Genomic DNA, 23,870 nt, shown 5'->3' on the forward strand with positions numbered 1-23,870 from the left:
CATCCCCTCATTGGATGCCGCTGGGCACGGGCGGCTCGCCCGTCAGAAACCAGTAGCCCACATTGCGGGTCTTGTACTCTTCGGGGTTGTGCAAGGTATGCGTGCGCACATTGCGCCAGAAGCGGTCCAACCCCAGCTCGTTCGATGTGGAGCGGGTGCCTGTCACCTCGAAGATCTTGCTGGTCACCTCCAGCGCGGTATTGCCTGCAAAGGCATTGGCCGCCGCCAGCGGAATCGCGGCCTCGCCGCGCTCGGCCGCCGTCAATGCCTCGCCACGCGCCCAAACCCGGTCCAGCACGCCGAGTGCCTGGTCGGCCAGCGCGGTCGCGGCCAGCGTGCGGGTGTACAGATCGCCATACACGCGCTTGACCCAGGGATCATCCACATGCCGCTCGACGCCTGAATGCACCCAGGGGCGGCTGTCGTTGAGCGAGTACGCGCGCGCGCGCAGCAGCGCACCCTGCGCGGTGCCCAGAAACACATTGAGCAGCACACTTTGCTGCACAAACGGAATCAGCGTGCGGTACGGAGCGCGCGGCGTGGCGCTGCGGCGCTCGTAGACCTCATGGGCTTCGACCCGCACGTTCTCATAGCTGCAGGTGCCACTGCCCGTCTGGCGCTGGCCAAAGGCATCCCAATCGTCCAGCGCCTTCCATCCTGCGCGGCCTGCGGGGATAGCGGCATCGATGGTCTCACCGCTGTCCTCGTCCACCCAGGTGATATGCAGATGGTCTGCCACATGGCTGCCCGAGGTATAAGGCTTGCTGCCATTCAGAACCCAGTGGTCACCCTGCCAGCGCCCCGTCAGGCTGCGCGCTCCGGCATTGGAATTGTTGGCCCAGAACCAGTTGCCCTCCGCCGAGGCCGCATACAGCTGCGCGGCCTGCTGGGGACTGCTGAGCACATGCGCAGAGTGCAACGACGATCCATGGTAGCCAAACAGATGCGCCACCGAGCTGTCGGCCTGGGCGAACTCGCGCACCACCCGCAATGCGGTGGACCAGGGCTGGCCAGCGCCGCCGTGCTGCGCGGGAATGCCCAGCCGCAGCAAGCCACTGTCCTTGATCTGCTGATACTGCTCCAGCGGCTTTCCGCCTGCCTTGTCGCGTTCGATCGCATCGCGCGCAAATACATCGCGCAGCTCAACAGCCTGGCGCAGGAAGGGGTTGGAGAGATCGGCTTGAAAAGTCATACCGACAATATAGCGACCGGGCGATGGGCGCTGCCGTTCTGCATAGACGAAATGCGCATCTCCATATCTGAAATGCTTCCAACCAATTCTCTGGAGAGACAGGACACTTTGTAGTTTCAGGATGAACGCGTTGTCATTGCCATCGCTTCATCCCAGCCACTACCACCTAGAGAGAATCAAGATGAACGCTCGCACACCCACCGCCTCGTCTGCGGTGGACACCAGCATTGGCAACCTGCAGATCCGACGTGTTGCGGGCACCCTCGGCGGCGAGGTACAGAACATCCAGCTCACACCCGATCTGCCGGAGCAGACCATTGCCGACCTGACCCGCGCGCTGGTGAAATACAAGGTGCTCTTCTTCCGTGGCCAGGGCCATCTCGATGACGCGTCCCACCAGGCTTTCGGCGCGCGGCTGGGCAAGACCGTCGCCCACCCCACGGTGCCTGCGCCATCAGGCACCAAGATCTTCGAACTCGATGCCTCCAAGGGTGGGGGCCGCGCGGACTCCTGGCACACCGATGTCACTTTCCTTGACGCCTTTCCCAAATACTCCGTGCTGCGCGGCGTGGTCATTCCGCCCTACGGCGGCGACACGGTGTGGGCCGACACCACGGCGGCCTACCGCAACCTGCCGCCCCAGCTCAAGGCCCTCGCCGACAGCCTCTGGGCGCTGCACAGCAACGACTACGACTACGGTGCCGAACGCACACAGGTGGACAGCAGCCGCCTCGACCACCAAACCAAGGTGTTCACCTCCGCCATCTATGAAACCGAGCACCCCATCGTCCACGTGCACCCGGTATCGGGCGAACGCGGCCTGCTGCTCGGCCATTTCGTGCGCCGCATCCTGGGCGTCACCGGCAATGAATCCGCCCGCATCTTCGAGCTGCTGCAAAACCGCGTGACCCGCCTGGAAAACACTGTTCGCTGGTCATGGCAGCAAGACGACGTCGCCATCTGGGACAACCGCTCCACCCAGCATTTCGCCATCAACGACTACGGCGACCAACCCCGCATCGTGCGCAGAGTCACCGTCCATGGCGACCCGGCGGTTTCCATCGATGGGCAGCACAGCCGCACCATTCGCCGCCCGGAGGCCTCCAGCCAGGAGACCTTGGACCGGCTGATTGCGACAACCGCCTAGTGCGCGATGGCCGCCTGCGCGATTCACGGGTCGGCAGCACCACGTCCATCCATGCCGAGCGATCTCGGGTGGCGATGCGGCTGCAGCGGATGAAGTAAGCACCGGCGCGCGTCATCGCGGCACGCCGATGCCGCCCGCCTGGCATCAGCGGCTCAAGGCCGTTTCATGCAGGGAGTGCCAGCGTACGTCACCATCGGCGCAGTCCACAATCGCCGTCGCCCAGCGCGCCGTGGCGCTGCCGTTCAGATGGTGGGTCTCCTTGTAGCGCAGCGCCACGCTGCTGGCGGCTTGCCAGACAGTGGCCACCTCGCTGATCTCAATGCGCAGCCCGGGCCGGCCGCCAGCGGCCTGCTGGAACATCGCAGCCACCTGCGGCAGCTGCACCACGGCACCCGCAGTGGTCACCATGCTGAAGCCTTCGGCAAATACGGGCATCAGCTGGCCCATGGCGGCCCGCGCCATGCCCGGCTCGCCGGCAAAAATGGTCTGGATCAGTTCGTGCACTGCGTGGACGCTGCGCTCGGCAGCCAGGGTATAGGTCTTATCCATGGTGGGTATGGTCTGCAGGCAAGCTGCGCAGTTGAAGAAGAGGAAGCAGGCCCAGCAAGGCGGCGATGGCAAATGTGAGGTGGTAGGCCTGGGGCGCCGGCCAGTGCTGGGCGAGCCCATTGAAAAGCATCAGCAGCAGTGCCGCCCCCACGCTGAAGGCCATTTGGCGGTTGATGTTCCACAGCACGCTGGCCTTGTGGGTTTGGGCGCCGTCAAAATCCATCAGCGCCGTGGTCTGCGCGGTGTTGGCACCCAACCCGCCACCCATGCCCATCAGCGCATAGGCCAGGATGAGGATCGGCAGATCCACGCTGGAATCAACCACTGCCAGCGCTGCAATGCCCAGGCTGTGTAGCAGCATCGCCAGCAGAAACAAGCGCCCTGCCCCCACCCGGTTGTACAGGCGCCCGCACAGCAGCATGGTTGCCAGGGCCCCAGCGGCATACACCACCATGAAGCGCCCCGTTTGCGCGGCTCCCATATGGAGCAGGTCTTGCAGATAAAAGATATTGAGCAGGTTCACCCCGGTAAAAACGCCGGGGATCGCGTAGTACACCCAGATCGACAACGCGAGACGGGGGCTTTGGAGCAAGCGCACATCCACAATGGCATCGGCCACCTGGCGGAAATGCCGGGCATAGAGGTAGGCGAACCCCAGCGCAGCCCCCACACAAGCCAGCGCCACCACACCGGCTTGGCCGGCACCATAGAGCGACATGCCCAGCAGGGCACTGGCCAGCGCGGCGCTGATCAGCAGCAGGCCAGGCAGGTCCGGCCTTGCCTGCGCTGGCGAGGGCTCGTCGCGCAGCCACAGCCAGGACAACGCAGCAGCAGCCAGCGCCAGCGGTATGTTGGCATGGAAGACCCAGCGCCAGGACGCCTGGTCCACGATCCAGCCGCCCAGGCCGGGAGACAGTGCAGGCGCCAGCAGCGCCACCGCCATGACCAGGGTTGAGATACGGGCCCGCTCGCCGCCTTGGAAGCGGTTGAAGGTCATCGCCTGGCCCACAGGGATCAGCAGGCCTCCGGCCATGCCTTGCACAAAGCGCCAGCCCACCATCTGGCCAAAACTGCTGGCCTCGCCGCAGGCCCACACGGCCACTGCAAATACCAGCATTGATGCGGCCAGCAGGCGCCGGGCGCCCCAGCGGCTGGCCAGCCAGGGGCTGAGCGGAATGACCAGGGTCAGCCCCAGAATGTAGGCGTTCGCCACCCAGGCGCTGGCCGCGCTGCCGATCTGGAACGCGGCGGCCATGCGCGGCAAGGCCACGGCAGGCATGAAGATGTTGATGCAGTCAATGAAAAATCCCAGCAGGAACACGGTGGCAATGCGGTAGCGGTACGTCATCTTGGATCCCTTTGGCCCAGGATGGTAGGCAGCGCTGCGCGGCCCGTCGATACCGCTATGCTTGAATCTTTGTTTGGCCAGATTGAACAATGAACCGCATCGCCCTCTCCACCCAGCTCCACCGCGTGCAGACCTTTCTGGCCGTTGTCGAGCTGGGCTCATTCACCAAGGCGGCCGATTACCTGTCCATCAGCAAGGCCATGGCCAGCCTGCATGTCAAAGCGCTGGAAGAGGTTCTGGCGGTGACGCTGCTGCTGCGCAGCACGCGCAGCATTGCGCTGACCGAAGCGGGCCAGGACTTCTACGATGCGTTCAAGGAGCTGGTCGGCCAGCTGGAAAACAAGTTTGACAGGGCCATGCAGGGGCGCAAGCGGATCGTCGGCACCCTGCGCCTGAGCACCACCGGCGAATATGGCGAGCGCTTCATCCTGCCGCTGGTGGCCAGGTTTGCGCAGCAGTACCCGGCCCTCTCCATCCGCTACGACACCAACTCTTCGCTCAGCGACCTGATTGCCGAAAAGCTCGACCTGGTGGTGCGCCTGGGCAGCCTGGCCGATTCCGATTTCAAGAGCCGCAAACTGGACGACTACGACATCCTGCTGGTGGCCTCGCCCGCGTTGCTCAAAAAACATCCCGTGCGGCAGCCTGCGGACCTGGCCCAGCTCCCCTGGATTGCCAACAGCAACCTCCAAAGCCCCACGCACTGGACCCTGCGCGGACCCCAGAACAAGACCTCCGAGGTCAAAGGCAGCGCCGCCCACCAGGCCAACACTTCCGCCGCCATCCGCCTGATGGCGCTGTCGTCGATGGGCGTTGCGGTGCTGCCGGCCTGGTTGATTGAGCAGGACCTGCACAGCGGCGCATTGCAGCAGCTGCTGCCAGGCTACAGCCTGCCCCGCCAGTCGATCAGCGTCGTCTTCCCCAACAGCAGCCACCTGCCGCCCAAGACCCGCGCCTTTATCGACTTTCTCAGCAAGCACCTGGGACAGCGGCGCACAGGCTAGGCCAGTCGCACCTGCGCATGTCGGCGCCAAGAAAAATGCACCACCGGCCCTTCCAGACCGTGGCGCATCGCTTGAAAACAGCAGCGCTTAGAACTTGTAGTTCAAGCTCACGTTCACGGTCCGTGGCTCGCCCCAGGTGTAGGTGCTGTACCAGCTAAAGATGGTGTAGTACTTCTTGTCAAACAGGTTCTTGACGCTGAGCGAGGCGGAGAGCTGTTTGTTGAAGTCGTAACGGGCCATGGCGTCCCAGACCCAGTAATTGGGCACGGTGTGCACGGCATTGCCGCCGGTGGGCACGCTGATGGTGCCCCAGGTCTTGTCCTGCCAGCGGGCGCCGCCGCCAACGGTCAGACCGCTCAGGCTGCCCGCCATTTTGTAGCTGGTGTACAGGTTGAACTGGTTGGAGGGCGTGAGGGTAGAGACGCGCTCGCCATCCTTGCGGGCAATACTGTGTGAGTAGCCGGCCTGGATCTGCCAGGCAGGGGTGATCTGGCCGGAGACCTCGGCTTCCCAGCCTCGGGTTTTCACGCCTTGGATGGCACGGTAAGCCGGGTTGCCGCTGGGAGTAATGCCCCCGCTCTCCACGGCAAAGTTGTCCTGCAAGGTCTGGAAGATGGCGGCGCTGGCATTAAGGCGGCCACCCAGGAACGACGCCTTGGCGCCCAGCTCATAGTTCTTGCCTTCCAGCGGATCCAGGGTGCGGCCCTGCTCGGTCTGGTAGGACTGTGGTTTGAAAATGCCGCTGTAGCTGGCATAGACCGAGTAGTTCTGGTTCAGGTCATACACGGCGCCCAGGTAGGGAGTGAAGACATTCTTCTCCTTTTGCTCCTGCACCCGGTTCTTGTAGTTGGACAAGCGCCCGCCGGTGATGAGCTTCAGGTCGTCACGCAGGTTCCACCGGGCCGTTGTGTAGATGCCGCTCTCGTAGGTGCTCTCGTCATTGCTGTAATCCGGGGTGCTGTTCCAGGCCGGTGCGGGCACCTTGCCATTCCACTGGTAGTAGTTGCTGACCGAGCCATCAAAGCCGCTGTTGTCGTTGTAGTAGCCATCGTTCTTCCAACGGCTTTTGGCCAGGCTGCCACCCACCACCAGCTCGTGGCTGCGCCCCAGCAGCGAAAACGGGCCGCTGGCATACAGGTCCGCCGCATCGCTGGTGGTGCGGCCAATGTACTGGCCCCGCCACAGGCTCACGCCGGTGCCAGTCACCGGATCAGGGTTGCCGCCCGCTGCTGCGCCCAGGTTGGCGTTGTAGCCGTTGATCTGGTGGTTGAGCTGCAGCTTGGTCACCCAACCGCTGTCAAAGTTGTGCTCCAGGGTGGCAAAGGCAGTGCGCGTGTACTGGTCCCAATGGCTCCAGTCGGCACCGTTGTTGAACGAGCGCGGCATGGCGTTGAAGTTACCCTTGGCATTGAGCAAAGGGATGCCACCCCAGGTCGATGCGGTGGGCTTGTTGTCCTGGCGGTCGGCGCCCACTGTCAGCAGGGTTTGGGGCGTCAGGTCCATCTCGACGATGCCGTACAGCACGCCCGTCTTGCGCTCATAGCGGTCCAGCTGCGAATGCTTGTCCTGGTAGCTGGCTACGCCGCGCGCGCGGATGCTGCCGCTGTCGTTGAGCGCGCCGCTGATGTCCAGCTCACCCCGGTAATTCTGGTAGCTGCCCGCGCTGATCGTGGCATGGCCGCTGAACTCCTTGGTCGGCTTTTTGCGCACCAGATTGATGGTGGCGCCTGGGTCACCGCTGCCGGTAAGCAGGCCGGTGGCGCCCTTGAGCACTTCCACCCGGTCATAGATCGACATATCGGTCAGCGTGTTGCCCGCCGAATAGGCCGAGTTGCGCGACATCGGGATGCCGTCGTACTGGAAGTTCTGGATCGCAAAGCCGCGCGCATAGTACTCCGTGCGCTCGCTGTCATAGGTCACGATGCTCACGCCCGGCGTGTGGTTGATCACATCGTCGATGGAATGGAGCTGGAAATCGTCCATCACCTGGCGGGTGACAACGCTGACGGACTGCGGCGTCTCGCGCGGCGTCAGCACCAGGCGGGTCGCCGTCGCAATCGCCCCCGGCGTGTACGAGCCCGAGCCCTCGGTGATCTCGCCCAGCTGGTTGGTGCGCACCGTCACCTCTGACAGCGTGACTTCGGACCCCGTTGCGGGTGCTGCCGATGGTGCGGCCACAGCGGCTGCGGCCTGCGCTGGGGCGGTAGCCTGCACTGTCAGCACGCCCCCCTCCACCCGTCCTTGCAAGCCCGATCCTTGCAGCAGCATATTCAAGGCCTGCGACACATCCTGCACGCCTTGTAGCGCCGGCGCCTGGCGGCCCTGCGCGGCATCGGGTGCAGCTGAAAAGCTGAGGTTCGCCTGGCGGGCTAACTGCGCCAGCGCGCTGGCCAGCGGTTGTGCAGGAATATCAAAGCTGGCGGTTTGCGCCATCGATGCCTGCAGGTGCAAGGCCAGCCCCAGGCAGACAGCCGCATGCGCCAGCGCGGTGTGGCGCGGCTTGAAAGTGAATGAAGACATGAAAGATGCTCTCGTCCGATAAGTAGCAATGACGGGACGAGACAGCGCCGCTTATCGCGTGCCGCACGCTGAAAGCAAGCCACCAGGGCGAAGCGCATGCGGCGCTGTCACCGTCCGATGGATTTCTGCGTGGATGGCGTGGGCTGGTCAGCGCCGGAAATCCTCAAAGCCTTGCAGCCGCCAACCCGCTTGGATCATGGGTGGCAACCTGCTAAAGGCGGTCCCCATGGTACTTATCAAATACGAATCAGTCTCATACTCAATATTATTTTGTACCGTATCAGCAACAGTTATGTGACCCTGCGGGCCGTTCCCATCGTTGATGCGCGGAGCAACGCCGCTGCCTAGCAAGCGCCAGCCACCGTGTGCTGACAATGCAAGCGCCCCAGCGATGCCGCTGCCATAATGGCCCGCCATGACCATCGCGCTCACCACCCTGCTCATCTACGCCAAAGACATGCAACGCACGGCGCGCTTTTATGTCGAGCATTTTGGCTATGCCTCTGACTGCAAGGTGGTCGATGGCCTGATCAGCCTCCAGCCTCTGCACGGCGGCGCGGAGATCCTGATCCACCAGGCCGCCAAGAGCCTGAAGTTTGGCTCTGCGGTGCTCAAGCTCAGCTTCAGCGTGGCAGACGTTGAGCAGTTTGTGGCCCAGGCCGCTGCCAAGGGGCTGGCATTTGGCAGCCTGCACCAGGCCCATGGCTATGCCTTCGCCAACACCAAGGATCCGGATGGCAACTCCATCAGCGTGTCGAGCCGCCAGTACCGAACGACCTAAGGGCCAGTTCAAGCGATCGGCATCGTGACCCCGGCAAGCTGCGCTATTCCAGGCCAAGGGTTTGGCTAGAATCCCCCCTCTTTGCCCGCGAGCAGCACAGCGGGCCACAACCCGGCAAAGGATGGAGATGCGCTATCTGGTGGTAGGCACAAGTGGTGCAGGCAAATCAACCCTTGCCCAGGCGCTGGCAGACCTGACGGGGTCCCGCTACATCGAGCTGGACGCGCTGTACTGGGGACCGGACTGGCAGGCCGTGCCGACGGAGCAATTCCGGCAGGGGGTGGCACAGGCCACGCAAGGCGAGCGCTGGGTGGCCGATGGCAACTACAGCGATGTGCGCGATATCCTCTGGCCGCAAGCCACCCATGTCGTGTGGCTCAACTACAGCCGCTTCACGGTTTTCTCTCGCCTGCTCTGGCGCACGCTCCGGCACAGCATCACGCGCCAGCGCCTGTCGCACGGCAACCGGGAGTCGCTGGCGATGGCCTTGTTCTCCAAGGATTCGATCCTGCTGTGGGCCTGGACCACCTATGCCAACAACCAGCGCAAGTTTGCGGCGCTGCGCAATGATGCGCAGTTTGCGCATCTGCAATGGCTGGAGATCCGCAAACCTTCGGAAGCAGCGGAGCTGCTCCAGGCCCTCGCGGCATCGCCACGGCGCTGACGCAGCGCGGCACTGGCAAGCGCCGACGCCACCGCGCACCGCCTTACTGCAACCCCAGGAACTTGAACGGCGCCGAAGGCTGGAAAGCCCCCGTTGCATCGCCGGCAAACGCATGGTTCTGGTTGGGGCCCAGATCCAGCTTCAGTACCTTGCCGGTGTCGCGGCTGAAGTTCAGCGCCTTCAGGTCCACCCAGAAGGTATTGGGCGTCAGGGCCGATTCAAAGAAGTAGAGCTTGCGCTTGTGGTCGAAGACCGTGCGCCAGCGCGTCGATGAGATATTGGGCTGGTCCGGGGTCGTGATGCCATAGGGCACGGAGACATTGCGGATCACGCTGAACACGCTGGCCAGCGCCTTGTTGGGCTCCTGGTCCTGCGGCACGGCATTGACGTAGAAGGAGGCGCGCGCAAAACGGTCGGCAGCGCGGTTGGTGCCGGGCAGCATGACGGTGCCGCCAATCTGTTTCCAGTAGCTGTTCAGCGCCAGCTGCTCGTCAAAGGTGGGCGAGTTGGTCATCACCTGGTAGCTGCGGCTGTGGTGGATGACCTGGCGGCCGCCGATGTACTCGACGATGGCGCTGTCGCCACTGGCGTCCGACATCGACAGGTGCAAGGTGGTGAGCCGGTCTTCGCCGGGCACGTTGTCCGAGACGATGGTGAAGGGCTGCTGCTCCAGCGCCTTGACGGCCTCGGCCACGGTCGCAAAGTTGTCGAGCACATACTGCGCCCAGGCGGCAATCGTCAGGCCGGGCTTGCTCTTGTCATCAAATGTGGGGTACTGCGACTCGGCCAGCCACAGCAGGTTGGCACTCAGCCCTGCTTCGTTGACGCCATCGGTGGTCGAGACGTCATAACCCGAGGTCACCAGGCTGCCGTAACGCGAGGTCCAGCGCAGCGAGTTGGGCCCCGCCTGGCCCGTGCGCTCCATGCCACGCGGCAAGACCCAGAGGTTGCTGGTGATGTCGTTTTTCCAGTCCATCGAGCGCGCTGTGATGACCTGGTCATGGGCGCCCAGGTAGACCACCCGCGTGCAGGCGATGGCGCTGCTGATGCTGCTGAGGCCCAGCACGCCCGCCAACATGGCCGCAGCCAGCTTGCGCGCAGTCGGCCGATTCATCTTGTTCGTCATTGGTCTCTCCCTCCCATCGCCTGATGGGCTCTGTCAGACAAGCCAGCGGGCCGCGCCTGCCGCACCGGGCAGGGGCGACCCGGCTGCGTGTTTACTGGGCGCTGGCCTTCCAGGTGCCGTCGGCCTGTTTGCAGAACCAGAACTGCCACTCCTCCTTGCGCTTGCCGGTGGGCCGGCTGGCTTCCACATTCAGCAGGCGGCAGGTATCGGCCTTCTGGGTCTGGCTGGTTTGCAGCGGGGTCAGTGCCATCTGCACCTGGCGCGAGCGCGGGCCGTGGCTGCTGGTCCATTGTGTGGTGCTTTTGTCAGCGGCATGGTTCAGCACATCGCCCACCGCCTTGCGCAGCGCGGGCACATCCTTGGCGGGAACGCTGGCGGTGATGGTCTGGTTCAGAAACGTCAGCGGCGCGGCAGAAGCGGCACAGGCCAGCCCCCCCAGAACGGTGGCCAGCACCAGGGCGGACAGGGGACGAGCAGCGGGCTTTTTCATGGTGGCATATCCTCTCATTGAATTTCTCGGTGCGGTCCCGCGCGGCTGGGCAGGCCTGCACAGCGAGCGTCCTCGGGACCGCGTTATCAGCGAGATGATCATATTCCATATAGCCTGATCCACCCACCCGATGAAGGCGATGAGGGCGTTCAGCAGCGCTGCCAGATCCTCCGCCGGATCCCGCCCTGCGCTGCAAACACATCAATGACTCGCGGGCCTGGGCGGTAGCGCGGCAAGGCAGCTTCACCAGGGTGGCCGGGCATCGCAAGTGCCGCTGCCGGTGCCCAGCGGCTGGGGGGTGGTCAGGCCAACCGGGGCGGGTGCCGGGCCACTGCCGGTTCCCTCTGCTGCGACCAGCTCGGCGGGTTCCACTACCCGCACCGGCACCGCTTGAGGTCTGCGACGCGCGTGGGCGGGATGCAGGGCGTTAGCAGCAGCGCTGACCCCGTCCATGCCACCACAGCACGAGGCTTGCCAACCGGGCGATGCCAAGAAACAACGCAAATGATAATCATTTTCATATAAAATGGCATTTTTCAGGCGCCAGCAATAACAACACCTTGCCTTGAGCCTGCATCCTCCGCATGCAGCACGGGTCAGTAGCCAGCAGTCTTTCCTTCCCCTTTTGCATTCACTGGCTGGACCCTATGGCTTCTCGCACCTCTGACAAGGCGCAGCGCATGGCTGCGCGCGCCACTTCCACTTTCCAACCCCGTTGCCTGGCCGCCGCCGTGGCCGCGCTTGTATCCAGCGGTGCCTGGGCGCAGCAGGCCGCGCCGGAGCCGGCTGTGCCACTGGCACAGACGGAATCGACGATGCCGCAAGTCACGGTGCAGGCCAAGGCAGAAAAGGCCCCCGGCACGATCACCGTGATCAGCGGCGAGGAGCTGGAAAAAGCCAACAGCATGGCCGACATCTCGCGCTACCAGCCGCTGGTGTCGGCCCCCGGCACGGCATCGGGCACCAGCCGCAACCGCAGCAGCTTTGACCGCTCGGGCACCACCGGCTACAACATTCGCGGTATCGAAGGCAACCGCATCGGCATGGATGTGGACGGCATCGAAATGCCCGATGCGAGCACCCGCCCCTATGTCAGCCGCGCTGGCAACAACACCTTTGGCATTGGCCGCGACTTTATCGACCCGGAGATGTTCTCCTCGGTCGGTATCCAGTCGGGCACCACCACGGCCCGGCGCGCCGCTGGCGGCATTGGCGGTGCCGTCAGCTTCAAGACCAAGTCGGCCAGCGACTTTTTGCGCAATGGCAACACCAGCTACATCGGTGGCAAGCTCGGCTTTGATTCCGCCGACCATTCCTGGAACGAAAGCATCACCGCAGCGGGCAAATCGGGCAGCCTCGATGGCCTGATCGCCTTCTCGCGCCGCGATGGCAAGGAGACGCAGAACAACAGCGCGCTGGGCATCAAGGCATCGCCGGAAGACTGGCATTCCAACGCGCTGCTGATGAAGGGCGGCCTGCAGATCGATGCCGAGAACCGCCTGGAGCTGTCTGCCGACCTGTACCGGCGCAGCAACCAGAGCCAGTTCTATGGCTGGAGCAGCGACAACAGCACCATCACGCAAAACAATAGGCAGGACAGCGACACCAGCCGCAACACGTTGCAGCTGTCGCACCTGTGGACGCCCACCAACGCCGTGGTGGACCAGTTGGACACGCGCCTGTTCTTCCAGAACACCGATACCGAAGACGTAACCGACACCATCACGTTGGCGGGCGGCGCCACCACGCGCAACCTGTCGCAAAACAAGACCAAGGCCTGGGGCCTGTCGACGACCGGCGACAAGCACATCGGCCGCCATCGCATCAGCTTCGGCTTCAACGCACAGGCGCAGAGCCAGGAGCGCCCCTGGAACGTGCCGGGCTACATGAAGCCACAGCCCGACACCGACACCACGCGCCTGGGTGCCTTCATCCAGGATGACATCGGTTTTGACGTGGGCGGCAAGCGCCTGGGCGTGATCCCGGCGCTGCGCGTTGACCGGGTCAAGGTGGAACCCAAGCACCTGGGCGATTTTGCCGAAGGCGCTTTGACCGAAGACGCCGCCTCCAAGCTGTACAGCAACCTCAGCAGCACCATCTGGAGCCCGAGCCTGGGCGTTACCTATGAGCTGACGCCCAAGTTCATCGCCTACGGCCAGTACAAGCGCAGTGGCCGTGCTCCGACCGCTGGCGAAGTGTTCGGATCCTGGAACATGGACCAGAACTACGCCGGCTCTGCCCAGTACGCGCTGATCGGCAACAGCAACCTCAAGCAAGAGACCAGCAACGCCTTTGAGATCGGCGTCAAGGGCTCGCCCGCCAACGGCGTGCTGTTCAATGCCTCGACCTTCTACACGCGCTACAAGGACTTCATCGGCTACACCCGCTACACCCGCGCCAGCGCGCCTGGCAAGTTCAGCAACGTACCTGCACACATCGGCACCATCTACCAGGCCGAGAACCGCGACGAAGCCACGATCTATGGCCTGGAAATGAGCGCTCGCCTGGACCACGGCCAGTGGGCACCTGCCGTCAAGGGCCTGTACTCGACCTGGGCGCTGGGCCTGTCCCATGGCACCTCCAAGTCCAACTATGCGGGTGACAAGGATGTGCCGCTGGATACCATCCAGCCGCGCAAGGCCGTCATCGGCGTGGGCTATGACGCGCCCATGCGCGCCTGGGGCGTCAACATGACCGGCACCTTTGTGGCCGGCAAGCAGGCCCAGGCCACCAACCGCGACAGCTACACCAATGCCGGCAGCAACCTTGCCGACTCCAGCATCGAGCAGTTCCGCGTGCCCGGCTATGCGCTGTTCGACCTGTCGGGCTACTGGCAGATCAACAAGAACGCCCGCCTGAACGTCGGCATCTACAACCTCGCGGACAAGCGCTACTGGGATTACGCCAGCAGCCGCAGCCTGCAGCCCTCCGTGGCCAAGGACCAGCGCGACATCCAGCTGCTGACCAACCCGGGCCGCACCTACGCCGTCTCGTTGAACGTCAATTTCTAAGCTCTTCTCCCACCAAGAAAGGACCCCGGCATGAACCGCTTTTCCGCCACCATGAGCGCACTCACAGCCGCCGCGCTGCTGACGGCCTGCGCCAGCAACGACAGCAAGACCGCAGCCCCCGCCGCTGCTGCCAAGACCGCAGCCCAGGGCCCGGTCGCCCCCGTGGGCGGCCACGGCCACAATGCCTTCATCGGCAGCTATGACGCCAACCGTGACGGCGTCGTCACCCGTGAGGAATACGACACCCTGCGCAAGCAGCGCTTCGTCGCCGCCGACACCAACAACGATGGCTGGCTGAGCGAGGACGAATACGTGGCCGAGTTTGAAGGCCGCCTCAAGGCCCAGTATTCTGCTGCAGGCAAGAAGCCCGACCAGCAGTACGAAGGCAGCATCAAGCAGGCCCATGTGCGTTTCCACATCCTCGATACCAACAAGGATGGCAAGCTGAGCCTCGAAGAAGAAATCGACATTGCCAACAAGACCTTCAAGAACGCCGACCGCAACGGCGACGGTGTGGTCAACGCAGCCGACATGGCAGGGCAGTAAACCATGCAAGCGCGCCATCTGTTTGCTGCGCTTGCCGCTACGTTCAGCCTGAACGTCGCCCAGGCCCACATGCCCTTTCTGCTGCCCAGCGTGTTCGATGTGCAGCCCAAATCCACCATCAGTGTGGATGCGGGCTTTGCAGAAAAACTGTTCCTGTCCGAGGTCCAATTTGGCGACACGCCGTTCAGCGTCACCACGCCCTCGGGCACCACGCTGCCCTTTGGCGATGTGCACCAGTTCAAGACCCGCACGGTGGCGGAGCAAAAACTGCCTGACGAGAAAGGTACCTACCGCCTCTCCACTGGCCCGCGCCTGGGCGCCATTTTCCGCAGTTGGGAAGTGAACGGCAAAACCACCGTCGTGCGCGACCCCCAGGCCGCCATGCCCGAGGGGGGCGTGATGAAGCTGCACTACCAGTCACTGTCGGTCTCCGAGGCCTATGTCACCGCCGGTACGCCCACCCCCACCAAGCCCTACGGCAAGGGGCTGGAGATCGTGCCCGGCACGCACCCCAGCGATGTGTTCGCCGCAGAGAGATTCAACTTTGCAGTGCACTTTGACGGCAAGCCGCTGGCAGACCACAAGGTCAGCATCTACCGCTCGCCGATGGACCTGCAAGGCCAGAACAGCGTGGATGAGCTCAGCACCGATGCGCAGGGCGACATCAGCTGGACCCCAAGCAAACCGGGCATCTACATGGCGCTGGTACGCCACCGCGCCCCGGCCCCCGAAGGCGCTGCCGCGCCGACCTATGGCTACAACTACACGCTGACCTTCCGGGTGCTGGCGCAGTAGTGTTGCTCAGGGCTGTGGCACTCGCAGGGCTTGCTCCATCCCGAGCAAGCTCCCCGCAGGGCCACGGCCCGCCTTCCATCACCCATCACCAGTTGGCATCCGCCCTCCCCGGCGGGCGCTGCGGCGCGAACACCTCAACCAGGTGGTCCACCAGCGCCTTGGTCTTGGCGGGCAGATGGGCTCCGCCGTGGAACTGCAGATAGATATCGGCGGGCGGCAGCCGCCAATCCGGCAGCACCGGCAGCAGTTGGCCCGCGCGCAGCAGTGGGCCGACCTCCCACTCCGAGCGCATCAGGATGCCGTGCCCCGCCAACGCCCAGGCGGTGGCCGACTCGCCATCGTTGGCGCTCAGCGGCCCCCTCACCTTCACCGTTTCTGTCTGTGCCCCGTTGCGCAGATGCCAGGTGCCAAACGCCTCGTCGCCCTCGCGGATGAAGAGGCAGGCGTGGCGCGTCAGCGCTTGCGGTGATGATGGCGCGCCCCTGTCTTGCAGATAGCCCGGCGAGGCACAAAGCACACGGCGGTTGCGGGCCAGCACCCGGGCTGTCCAGCGCGAATCGGGCATGTCGCCCATCCGGATGACCACATCGAAACGGTCCTGAGCGAGATCGGCAGGCCGGTCGCTCAGCTGCAGCTGTACCTCCACCTCTGGAAAGCGGCGTGCAAACGTTCCCAGCGCCGGCGCAATGTGCCGGCGGCCAAAGCCGAAGGTGGCATTGACCCGCAACAGGCCCTGCGGCACGGCGGCCGCCCCGCCAATGGCGCGCTCCAGCGAACCCAGCTCGGAGAGCAGACGCGCACCCTCGACCAGGTAGCGCTCGCCCTCAGGCGTCAAGCCCATGCGGCGGGTGGTTCTCTGCATCAGCCGGGCACCGAGCCGGGCTTCGAGCGCCGCCAGGCGCTTGCTGACGGCCGGACCGGTGACACCGAGCTGCTGGGCCGCGCTGCGCATGCTGCCCTCTTTGCTGAGCAGCGCAAAAAAGGCGATGTCGGAAAATCCATCCATTCGTAACTCCAGCGACCGAAAGTCGTGCTCTGGCGCGCATTGTATATTTTCGCCTCAGCTGTGAGACTCGGAGCCATCGCGTACACAGAGCACCCCACATGCACCGCACCCTTTACCGCAAGCTGGTCGACGCCCATACCGTCGCCCAGCTCGATGCGCAGAACGTCCTGCTGTTCTGCGACCTGCACTTGATGAACGAGTACACCAGCCCCCAGGCCTTTGCCGGCCTGGACGAGCAAGGGCGCCAGGTGCTGATGCCGGGGCAGAACATGGCCGTGGTCAGCCACGTGATTCCGACCGACCCGGGCGTCATCCGCGTCATCCGCGATGCTGCGCCCGCGCTCCAGGCCAGCAACCTGCGCAAGAACTGCGACCAGCATGGCATTGCCCTGTTCGACACCCAGGATGCGATGCAAGGCATCGAGCATGTGGTGGCGCCTGAGCACGGCATGGTCCGGCCCGGCATGGTGGTCATATGCGGCGATTCGCACACGACCACCTACGGGGCATTGGGCGCGCTGGGTTTTGGCATCGGCACCTCGGAGGTCGAGCACGTACTGGCCACGCAGACCTTGGTGTACCGGCTCGCCAAGGACATGCGCATCCAGGTTGATGGCCTGCTGCCGCTGGGCACCACCGCCAAGGACCTGATCCTCATGGTCATCGGCCATATCGGCGCCCAGGGCGCGCGCGGCCATGTCATCGAGTTCTGCGGCACCGCATTCGATGCCATGTCGATCGAAGCGCGCTTTACCGTGTGCAATATGGCCGTCGAGGCAGGTGCCCGTGGCGCCTTGATCGCGCCCGACCAGAAGGCCGCAGACTATGTGCTTGCGCGCTCCGCAGACCTGAGCGGCGCCGTACAGCAGGCCGCCCTGCAGCACTGGGCCGGCCTGCGCAGCGATGCAGGCGCGGTGTTTGATGTGGAGCACCGTTTTGATGCCAGCGACGTGCCCCCGCATGTGACCTGGGGCACCAGCCCGGACCAGGTGGCGCCCATTGGTGGCGCGGTTCCTGACCCGGCGATGCAGGCCCCTGGGCCCCTGCGCCGCAGTACCGAGCAGGCACTGCGCTACACCGGGCTCGCAGCAGGTATGCCGCTCGAAGGCATCGCCATCCAGCATGTCTTCATCGGCTCCTGCACCAATGCCCGCATGGAAGACCTGCGGGCCGTGGCCGAGGTGGTGCGCGGGCGCCAGGTGGCCCAGGGGGTCCGTGCGATGGTGGTACCGGGCTCCGGCGCGGTCAAGCAACAGGCCGAAGCAGAAGGCATCGCCCGCCTGCTGCTGGATGCCGGCTTTGAATGGCGGGAGCCGGGCTGCTCCATGTGCCTGGCGATGAACGGCGACATCCTGGCCGACGGTGTGCGCTGCGCCTCCACCACCAACCGCAATTTCGAGGGGCGCCAGGGACGCGGCGCCATCACCCACCTGATGAGCCCGGCCATGGCAGCCGCCGCCGCCATCACCGGCACCATTACCGACGTTCGGCGTCTGGAGACCCTGCATGCGTGAGCAACACATCCTGAGCGGCAAGATGGCCCCTCTGGCGATCGAGAACCTGGACACCGACCAAATCATGCCCAAGCAGTTTCTGCACGGCATCGACAAGGCCGGGCTGGACAAGGGCCTGCTGTATGACCTGCGCTTTGATGCCGCAGGCCGCCAGCGCCCCGGCTTTGTGCTGAACCAGCCCGAGCGGGCCGATGTGGAAATCCTGGTGGCCGGCGCCAACTTTGGCTGCGGCTCCAGCCGCGAACACGCGGTATGGGGGCTGCAGCAATACGGTATCCAGGCCATCATCGCGCCCAGCTTTGGAGAAATCTTCTACTCCAACGCGATGAACAACCAGCTGCTGCTGGTCATGCTCCCCGAGGCAGACATCGCCCAACTCATGGCCGATGCCGACCGCCTGGAGACCTCGCATGTCCATATCGACCTGCAGGCGCTCCGGGTCAAGAGCCAGAGCGTGGATGCCGCCTTCAGCCTGTCGGAGCGCCACCACCGCATGCAACTGGAACGCACAGACCTGATCGGCATGTCGCTGACGTACCAGGCAGAGATCACGAGTTTTGCGCAGCGCCACTGGGAGGCCTATCCTTGGCTCAAAGACGTGGCCCTGCGCACCCGCCAACAATTGGGTGCGACGCCACGCGCCCAGCAACCGGCCAGCTTTGGAGGAAGAGCCTGATGTTCGAGCGTTTTGACACCCGCGATGTAGCCGTCAACGACACCGTGATCCGTTGCCGCGTCGGGGGCAGCGGCCCCGCACTGCTGCTGCTGCACGGCCACCCGCAGACCCATGTGATGTGGCACCGCGTGGCGCCGGCGCTGGCCGAAACGTTCACCGTCGTCTGCGCCGACCTGCGCGGCTATGGCGACTCGGCCCGCCCCGGGGCCAGCCTGCACCATGCTGCCTACAGCAAGCGCACGATGGCCCAGGACATGGTCGATCTGATGACCAGCCTGGGCTTTCAGCAGTTCCGCCTCGCCGCCCATGACCGGGGCGCCCGTGTGGCCCACCGCCTGCTGCTGGACCACCCGGGCCGGGTGCAGCGCGCGATGCTGCTCGATATCGCGCCCACCCTGGCCATGTACGAGCAGACCACGGAAGCCTTTGCCAAAGCCTACTGGCACTGGTTCTTCCTCATCCAGCCCGCACCGCTGCCGGAGCGGCTGATCGACGCCGACCCCGCCGCCTACATCCGCGATGTGATGGGACGCCGCCATGCGGGCCTGGCCGCCTTCGCGCCGGAGGCGCTGCAAGAGTACCTGCGCTGCATCGCCATCCCTGGCACCGCCACCGCCATCTGCGAGGACTACCGCGCATCCGCAGGCATCGACCTGGAGCACGACCGGGCCGATAGGGCCAAAGGCCACCAGGTAACGGCCCCACTGCGCGTGCTCTGGGGCGCCGAAGGCGCCGTGGGGCGCTGCTTCCCGGTGCTGGACCTGTGGCGCGAGGCGGCTACTGACGTCAGCGGCAAGGCGCTCGGCTGCGGCCACTACATTGCCGAGGAGCAGCCGGCCAAGTTGCTCGAGGAGATGCGGGAGTTCTTTGCCGTCTGATGACACATGATGGCGGCGGTTATCGCGAAGCCTGCTGAGGGTAGCCACGGGCCTTTTTTGGCGCAGAAGGCCAGCTACTGGATTTGCACCAAGATGCACAGCCCGCCAGCCCCGTCTGTCAGATGCTGCGTTGATTGACCCGATCTGACAGCTGTTGGGCACTTTCACGGCGCTCGCTATAGCGGCTCACCAGATAGTCCGAACAGTCTCGGGTAAGCAGTGTGAATTTGACCAGCTCTTCCATCACGTCCACCACCCTTTCGTAATACGACGAAGGCTTCATCCGGCCAGCCTCATCGAACTCCGCAAAGGCCTTGGCCACGGATGACTGATTGGGGATGGTGACCATGCGCATCCAGCGGCCCAACACGCGCATCTGGTTGACGGCATTGAAGGACTGCGAGCCGCCCGAGACCTGCATCACGGCCAATGTCTTGCCTTGGGTCGGACGAACCACACCCACTGACAAAGGTATCCAGTCGATCTGTGCTTTGAGAACACTGGTCATCGCACCATGGCGCTCCGGTGACGTCCAAACCATCCCTTCTGCCCATTGCGCCAGTTCGCGCAGCGCTTTGACCTTGGGATGGTCTTCTGGCGCACCATCAGGTAAAGGCAAACCACGCGGATCAAAAATCCGGGTCTCGGCACCCATCGTGCGCAGCAATCGCGCCGCCTCTTCGGTCAGCAGCCGGCTGTAGGAGCGTTCACGAACGGAGCCATACAGCAGCAGAATGCGAGGCGCATGCGTGGCGCGCTGGGCGGGCAACAAGCGGTCCAGGCAGGGCTTTTCGAACGCTTGTTCGTCGAGGTTCGGTAGATCAGCGCTTGTCAATTCGATGTCCATTCGCGTCAATGACGGCTTCCCCGTCTTCCTTGCAGAATGCGGCCTGCTGGGGCTGCGGCAGGATGTCCAGCACAGCCTCTGAGGGGCGGCACAGGCGGGTTCCCAGCGGGGTGACCACGATGGGGCGATTGATGAGGATGGGGTGCTGAAGCATGAAGTCCATCAACTGCGCATCCGTCCATTGGGGCTCGCCCAGGCCAAGTTCGTCATACGGCGTACCTTTTTGGCGCAACAGTTCGCGCACTGGCGTGCCCATGGCTAGGATCAGGCCTACGAGGGTGGCGCGATCAGGCGGGGTCTTGAGGTATTCAATGACGACCGGATCCTCCCCGCTGTTGCGGATCAGCGCCAAGACATTGCGGGAAGTGCCGCAGGCCGGGTTGTGGTAAATCGTGATGTCGCTCATCGCAGTTGCTCTCCCGTTGCAAAGGTTCATGAGGCCAGGCTGAGCCGCAGCGCCAGCGCCGCCAGTGTGATGAGCAGCACCGGCATGGTCAGCACCGCACCCACCTTGAAGTAGTAGCCCCAGCCAATGGTTGTGCCCTTCTTGGCGAGCACATGCAACCACAGCAACGTGGCCAGGCTGCCAATGGGCGTGATCTTGGGGCCGAGATCGCAGCCGATCACATTGGCGTAGACCATGGCCTCCTTGACGGTTCCGCTGGCCGTCGACGCATCGATGGACAAGGCTCCGATCAACACCGTGGGCATGTTGTTCATGACGGATGACAGAACTGCAGAGAGCACTCCTGTTCCCAGCGATGCTGTCCATATGCCACCAGCTGCAAATTGGTTCAGCAGCATCGCGATGTAATCCGTCAGACCCGCGTTACGCAGCCCATAGACCACCAGATACATGCCTAGCGAGAACACTACGATCTGCCAAGGCGCACCGTGCAACACTTTCCGGGTGCTGAGCACAGGGCTGCGTGCCGCCACGGCCAACAAGATCGCAGCACCGACCGCTGCCACCGCGCTGACGGGAACACCCAAGGGCTCCAGCGCGAAGAAACCCAGCAGCAGCAAGACCAGGACGACCCAGCCCGCGCGGAAAGTGGCCATGTCCTGGATGGCTGCCGAAGGCTGCTTGAGTTGGCCAAGGTTGTAGCTCGCAGGAATGCTTCCCCGGAAGAACAGCAGCAGCACACCAAGGCTGGCCAGGACCGATACCACCGTGACCGGCACCATCACCGATGCGTAGTCGCTGAACCCGATCTTGAAAAAGTCGGCGGACACGATGTTGACCAGGTTGGAGACGATCAGCGGGAGGCTGGCTGTATCGGCAATGAAGCCAGCCGCCATCACAAATGCCAGCGTTGCGGCTGCCGAGAAGCCCAGCGCGACCAGCATGGCCAGCACGATGGGAGTGAGAATGAGGGCCGCTCCGTCGTTGGCGAACAAGGCTGACACGGCAGCGCCCAGCAGCACGATGAGGGCAAACAGCTTGACGCCGCTTCCGCCTCCCCAGCGTGCACAGTGCAGCGCGGCCCATTCAAAGAATCCGGCCTCGTCCAGCAACAAGCTGATGATGATGACGGCGACAAAGGTCGCCGTGGCATTCCAGACAATGTTCCAGACCACCGGTATATCGGTCCAGTGCACGACACCCAGCAGCAATGCGATACCGGCTCCCAGCGAGGCGCTCCAGCCAATGCCCAGGCCGCGTGGCTGCCAGATAACCAGGGTCAGAGTGAAGATGAAGATCAGAATCGCCGTCAACATGATGAACTGCACCTAGCAAAGACAGCTTCAGCAAGGGCACGAAGCCGAGGCATTTGGCGTGCAAGCCTGGCCCTGACAGCAGTTGTCGACGAGGTACGCGAGCAGGCCATTCATCGCGGGAAACGCCGCGCGATAAAGCACATTGCGCCCCTGTCTCTCCTGGCTCACGAGCTCAGCGTGAGAGAGCTCCTTGAGGTGAAACGACAGCGCATTGGGGGCTATGCCCAACTGCTCGGCCAACGCACTGGGGGTCAGGCCTTCAGGCCCGGCGACCACCAATGCACGAAACACGCGCAGGCGTGCTTCATGGGCCAGGGCAGAGAGGGAGCGGATCACTTGGGCTTCTTGCATTTATCAATGATACAACAATTGTTGAATAATTGATTTAAAAACGCTGGATCCGACCAAGGGAATGACCGCCTTGGCGGATAGCCCTTGAACGGCCGCTTGTGGTCGCCACCACCCTCCACAACGCCTCGACAGCCTGATCCCAGCCCCCAAGCATGCCCCCGCTCATGGCGGCATGCGCGCTAAGGGGCTTGATCAAAAGCGGCTCCATCTCCGGCATGCAAGCCATGGACCAACCGGGCGCGTCACCACCGCACTGGCCACCACCTTGGCGGCATTGGCCAACCAGAAGCGTTAAAGCGCTAGCCCTTGGTGGCCTCGCCCTGCACCTGCCCCCAGCCGCCGCCCAGCGCCTTGTACAAGGCCACGCTGGCGCGCAGCCGCTCCTGGTGCAGCTGCACCGCCAAGTCCTGCGCCTGGTACAGCGAGCGCTGCGTGTCGAGCAGCACCAGCTGCGTCTCGGCGCCGGCGCGGTAACGGGCCTCGGCCAGCGCCAGCGCCTTGCGGGCCTGGCGCAGTTCTTCCTCTTGCGCCAGCGCCTGCTGCTGCACACCGGCAACGGCGTTCAACGCGGTCTGCACATCGCTGAAGGCCTGGACAATGCTCTGGCGGTAGGCCAGCAGCAACTCCTCGCGCTGGGCGATCACCAGGTCGCGGTTGGCGGCCAGGCGGCCGGCATCAAAGATGGGCGCAGCCAGGCCTGCGGCCAGCGAGTACAGCGGGTTGTCCAGCACACGGTGCAGTTGCCGGCCTTGTGCGTCCAGCCCGGCCGTCAAGCTCAGGCGGGGCAGCATCGCGGCGCGTGCGGCTTCCAGATCCGCATCGGCCGCCTGCAAGCGGGCCTCGGCGCGGGCAATGTCGGGCCTGCGGGTGACCAGCGCGATCGGCTCGCCCTGGTCAATGCGAGGCACCTGCAAGGCCAGCACACTGCTTTGGCGGACGGCAGGACCTTGCGCCTGGCCCAGCAGCAAGGCCAGGCTGCGCCGGGCATCGGCCTGCTGCTGGTCCAGCGCAGCCAGCGCGCGGCGCTGCGCCGCCACCAGGCCGCGCTGTTGCGCCAGCTCCAGCGGTGTGGCCGCACCAAAACTGGCCTTGGATTCGACCAGCGCCAGCAGGCGCTCGGCGGTTTGCAGATTGCGCTGGGCAATCTCGCCGCGCTCACGCAGGCCCACGTTCAGCAGCCAGGCATCTGCCACTGCAGCGGTGACCGACAGCCGCACCGTGTCATGGTCAAAACTGCTGGCACGCAGCGCAGCGCCTGCCGCATCGCGCTGTGACTGCAGGCGGCCCCAGAGGTCCAGCTCATAGCTGGCGGCCAGGCCCACCGACAGGTTGCGGCCCGTCGTTTCGGCATGGCCGCCCAGCCGCCCTTGGTGCCCGGCCTGGGCCGTGGCATTGACGGTGGGCAACAGCTCGGCCCCGGCATAGCGGGCGCTGGCCTGTGCCTGCTGCACCCTGGCCATGGCGGCGGCCACATCCAGGCTGTGCTGCTGGGCATCGGCCACCAGCGCATCCAGCTCCGCGCTGCCAAAGCTGCGCCACCAACCCTGGCTGACGGCACCGCCTTGGGCAGCGTCACTGCGCTGCCATTGGGCCGGCACATCCAGCGCTTGCAGTTGCGACTGCTGCACCGGCGGCGGTGCCGACACGCAGCCAGCCAGCACCAGGGCTGCTGCCAGCGCGCTGGCGATTGGGAAGATCTGCAT

At 64.4% G+C, this 23,870-nt stretch carries 22 protein-coding genes; 10 read left to right on the forward strand and 12 right to left on the reverse strand.

Annotated features, from left to right (window positions below; all coding sequences use genetic code 11):
- Positions 1–7 precede the first annotated feature (7 nt).
- A complete protein-coding gene (locus tag AB7A72_RS02300) occupies positions 8–1,192 on the reverse strand; it encodes an acyl-CoA dehydrogenase family protein (protein WP_369458892.1) in 1,185 nt (394 codons plus the stop codon).
- 181 nt (positions 1,193–1,373) lie between these two features.
- On the opposite strand from AB7A72_RS02300, the gene AB7A72_RS02305 reads away from it, so the two are divergent.
- A complete protein-coding gene (locus tag AB7A72_RS02305; protein WP_369458893.1) occupies positions 1,374–2,339 on the forward strand; it encodes a TauD/TfdA dioxygenase family protein in 966 nt (321 codons plus the stop codon).
- A 144-nt stretch (positions 2,340–2,483) separates the two neighbouring features.
- On the opposite strand, the gene AB7A72_RS02310 is transcribed toward AB7A72_RS02305, so the two are convergent.
- Together AB7A72_RS02310 and AB7A72_RS02315 are read right to left on the reverse strand one after the other, a co-directional pair.
- Positions 2,484–2,888, reverse strand: a complete 405-nt coding sequence (locus AB7A72_RS02310; protein ID WP_369458894.1) for a DUF4440 domain-containing protein — start codon at positions 2,886–2,888, stop codon at positions 2,484–2,486.
- Positions 2,881–4,236 (reverse strand): MFS transporter, encoded by a 1,356-nt coding sequence (locus AB7A72_RS02315; protein WP_369458895.1) that lies wholly within the window; start codon positions 4,234–4,236, stop codon positions 2,881–2,883. The genes AB7A72_RS02310 and AB7A72_RS02315 overlap by 8 nt, the downstream gene beginning before the upstream one ends.
- Positions 4,237–4,325: 89 nt before the next feature.
- Between AB7A72_RS02315 and AB7A72_RS02320 the strand changes: the two genes are divergently transcribed.
- Positions 4,326–5,240, forward strand: a complete 915-nt coding sequence (locus AB7A72_RS02320) for a LysR family transcriptional regulator (RefSeq protein ID WP_369458896.1) — start codon at positions 4,326–4,328, stop codon at positions 5,238–5,240.
- An 87-nt stretch (positions 5,241–5,327) separates the two neighbouring features.
- Here the strand turns inward: AB7A72_RS02320 and AB7A72_RS02325 are convergent, their stop codons facing one another.
- Positions 5,328–7,760 carry a TonB-dependent siderophore receptor gene (locus AB7A72_RS02325; RefSeq protein ID WP_369458897.1) on the reverse strand — a complete coding sequence of 811 codons (2,433 nt, stop codon included), beginning with the start codon at positions 7,758–7,760 and terminating at the stop codon, positions 5,328–5,330.
- Between the two features lie 415 nt (positions 7,761–8,175).
- Here AB7A72_RS02325 and AB7A72_RS02330 point away from each other — a divergent pair, with 415 nt between their 5' ends.
- Together AB7A72_RS02330 and AB7A72_RS02335 are read left to right on the forward strand one after the other, a co-directional pair.
- Positions 8,176–8,541 (forward strand): VOC family protein, encoded by a 366-nt coding sequence (locus AB7A72_RS02330; protein WP_369458898.1) that lies wholly within the window; start codon positions 8,176–8,178, stop codon positions 8,539–8,541.
- Positions 8,542–8,668: 127 nt separating this feature from the next.
- A complete protein-coding gene (locus AB7A72_RS02335; RefSeq protein WP_369458899.1) occupies positions 8,669–9,205 on the forward strand; it encodes an ATP-binding cassette domain-containing protein in 537 nt (178 codons plus the stop codon).
- Between the two features lie 43 nt (positions 9,206–9,248).
- On the opposite strand, the gene AB7A72_RS02340 is transcribed toward AB7A72_RS02335, so the two are convergent.
- Both AB7A72_RS02340 and AB7A72_RS02345 read right to left on the reverse strand, forming a co-directional pair.
- On the reverse strand, positions 9,249–10,283 hold the full coding sequence (locus AB7A72_RS02340) for a linear amide C-N hydrolase (RefSeq protein ID WP_369459098.1): 1,035 nt from the start codon (positions 10,281–10,283) through the stop codon (positions 9,249–9,251).
- A 139-nt stretch (positions 10,284–10,422) separates the two neighbouring features.
- The gene (locus AB7A72_RS02345; RefSeq protein ID WP_312459082.1) at positions 10,423–10,821 is read right to left on the reverse strand and encodes a hypothetical protein; all 399 of its coding nucleotides are present in this window, start codon (positions 10,819–10,821) and stop codon (positions 10,423–10,425) included.
- Between the two features lie 647 nt (positions 10,822–11,468).
- On the opposite strand from AB7A72_RS02345, the gene AB7A72_RS02350 reads away from it, so the two are divergent.
- The 3 genes from AB7A72_RS02350 to AB7A72_RS02360 are packed head-to-tail and all read left to right on the forward strand — an operon-like array spanning position 11,469 to position 15,173.
- A complete protein-coding gene (locus tag AB7A72_RS02350) occupies positions 11,469–13,832 on the forward strand; it encodes a TonB-dependent hemoglobin/transferrin/lactoferrin family receptor (RefSeq protein ID WP_369458900.1) in 2,364 nt (787 codons plus the stop codon).
- A 30-nt stretch (positions 13,833–13,862) separates the two neighbouring features.
- A complete protein-coding gene (locus AB7A72_RS02355; protein WP_369458901.1) occupies positions 13,863–14,378 on the forward strand; it encodes an EF-hand domain-containing protein in 516 nt (171 codons plus the stop codon).
- A 3-nt stretch (positions 14,379–14,381) separates the two neighbouring features.
- Positions 14,382–15,173, forward strand: a complete 792-nt coding sequence (locus AB7A72_RS02360) for a DUF4198 domain-containing protein (RefSeq protein ID WP_369458902.1) — start codon at positions 14,382–14,384, stop codon at positions 15,171–15,173.
- 85 nt (positions 15,174–15,258) lie between these two features.
- Here the strand turns inward: AB7A72_RS02360 and AB7A72_RS02365 are convergent, their stop codons facing one another.
- Positions 15,259–16,179 carry a LysR family transcriptional regulator gene (locus AB7A72_RS02365; protein WP_369458903.1) on the reverse strand — a complete coding sequence of 307 codons (921 nt, stop codon included), beginning with the start codon at positions 16,177–16,179 and terminating at the stop codon, positions 15,259–15,261.
- A 98-nt stretch (positions 16,180–16,277) separates the two neighbouring features.
- Between AB7A72_RS02365 and leuC the strand changes: the two genes are divergently transcribed.
- Genes leuC through AB7A72_RS02380 form a run of 3 tightly spaced genes read left to right on the forward strand, consistent with a single transcriptional unit; the run spans position 16,278 to position 19,247 of the window.
- Complete coding sequence (gene leuC / locus AB7A72_RS02370) at positions 16,278–17,693, forward strand: 3-isopropylmalate dehydratase large subunit (RefSeq protein ID WP_369458904.1); 1,416 nt, start codon at positions 16,278–16,280, stop codon at positions 17,691–17,693.
- Positions 17,686–18,369: a 3-isopropylmalate dehydratase small subunit gene (gene leuD, locus AB7A72_RS02375; RefSeq protein WP_369458905.1), complete on the forward strand. Its 684-nt coding sequence runs from the start codon at positions 17,686–17,688 to the stop codon at positions 18,367–18,369. The genes leuC and leuD overlap by 8 nt, the downstream gene beginning before the upstream one ends.
- Positions 18,369–19,247, forward strand: coding sequence for an alpha/beta fold hydrolase (locus AB7A72_RS02380; RefSeq protein WP_369458906.1), 879 nt, complete (start codon positions 18,369–18,371; stop codon positions 19,245–19,247). Before leuD ends, AB7A72_RS02380 begins: the two co-directional genes overlap by 1 nt.
- Before the next feature lie 118 nt (positions 19,248–19,365).
- On the opposite strand, the gene arsH is transcribed toward AB7A72_RS02380, so the two are convergent.
- From arsH to AB7A72_RS02405, 5 genes are all read right to left on the reverse strand, one after another.
- Complete coding sequence (arsH, locus tag AB7A72_RS02385; protein ID WP_239812655.1) at positions 19,366–20,082, reverse strand: arsenical resistance protein ArsH; 717 nt, start codon at positions 20,080–20,082, stop codon at positions 19,366–19,368.
- A complete protein-coding gene (arsC, locus tag AB7A72_RS02390) occupies positions 20,069–20,500 on the reverse strand; it encodes an arsenate reductase (glutaredoxin) (RefSeq protein WP_239811244.1) in 432 nt (143 codons plus the stop codon). The genes arsH and arsC overlap by 14 nt, the downstream gene beginning before the upstream one ends.
- A 26-nt stretch (positions 20,501–20,526) precedes the next feature.
- Positions 20,527–21,816 (reverse strand): arsenic transporter, encoded by a 1,290-nt coding sequence (locus AB7A72_RS02395; protein WP_239811243.1) that lies wholly within the window; start codon positions 21,814–21,816, stop codon positions 20,527–20,529.
- Positions 21,817–21,843: 27 nt separating this feature from the next.
- Entirely contained in the window at positions 21,844–22,167 is a 324-nt protein-coding gene (locus AB7A72_RS02400) for an ArsR/SmtB family transcription factor (RefSeq protein WP_239811242.1), read from the reverse strand.
- A gap of 299 nt (positions 22,168–22,466) precedes the next feature.
- Positions 22,467–23,870 (reverse strand): efflux transporter outer membrane subunit, encoded by a 1,404-nt coding sequence (locus AB7A72_RS02405; protein ID WP_369458907.1) that lies wholly within the window; start codon positions 23,868–23,870, stop codon positions 22,467–22,469.

The sequence above is a fragment of the Comamonas sediminis genome, from assembly GCF_041107495.1.
Lineage (GTDB): Bacteria > Pseudomonadota > Gammaproteobacteria > Burkholderiales > Burkholderiaceae_C > Comamonas > Comamonas sediminis.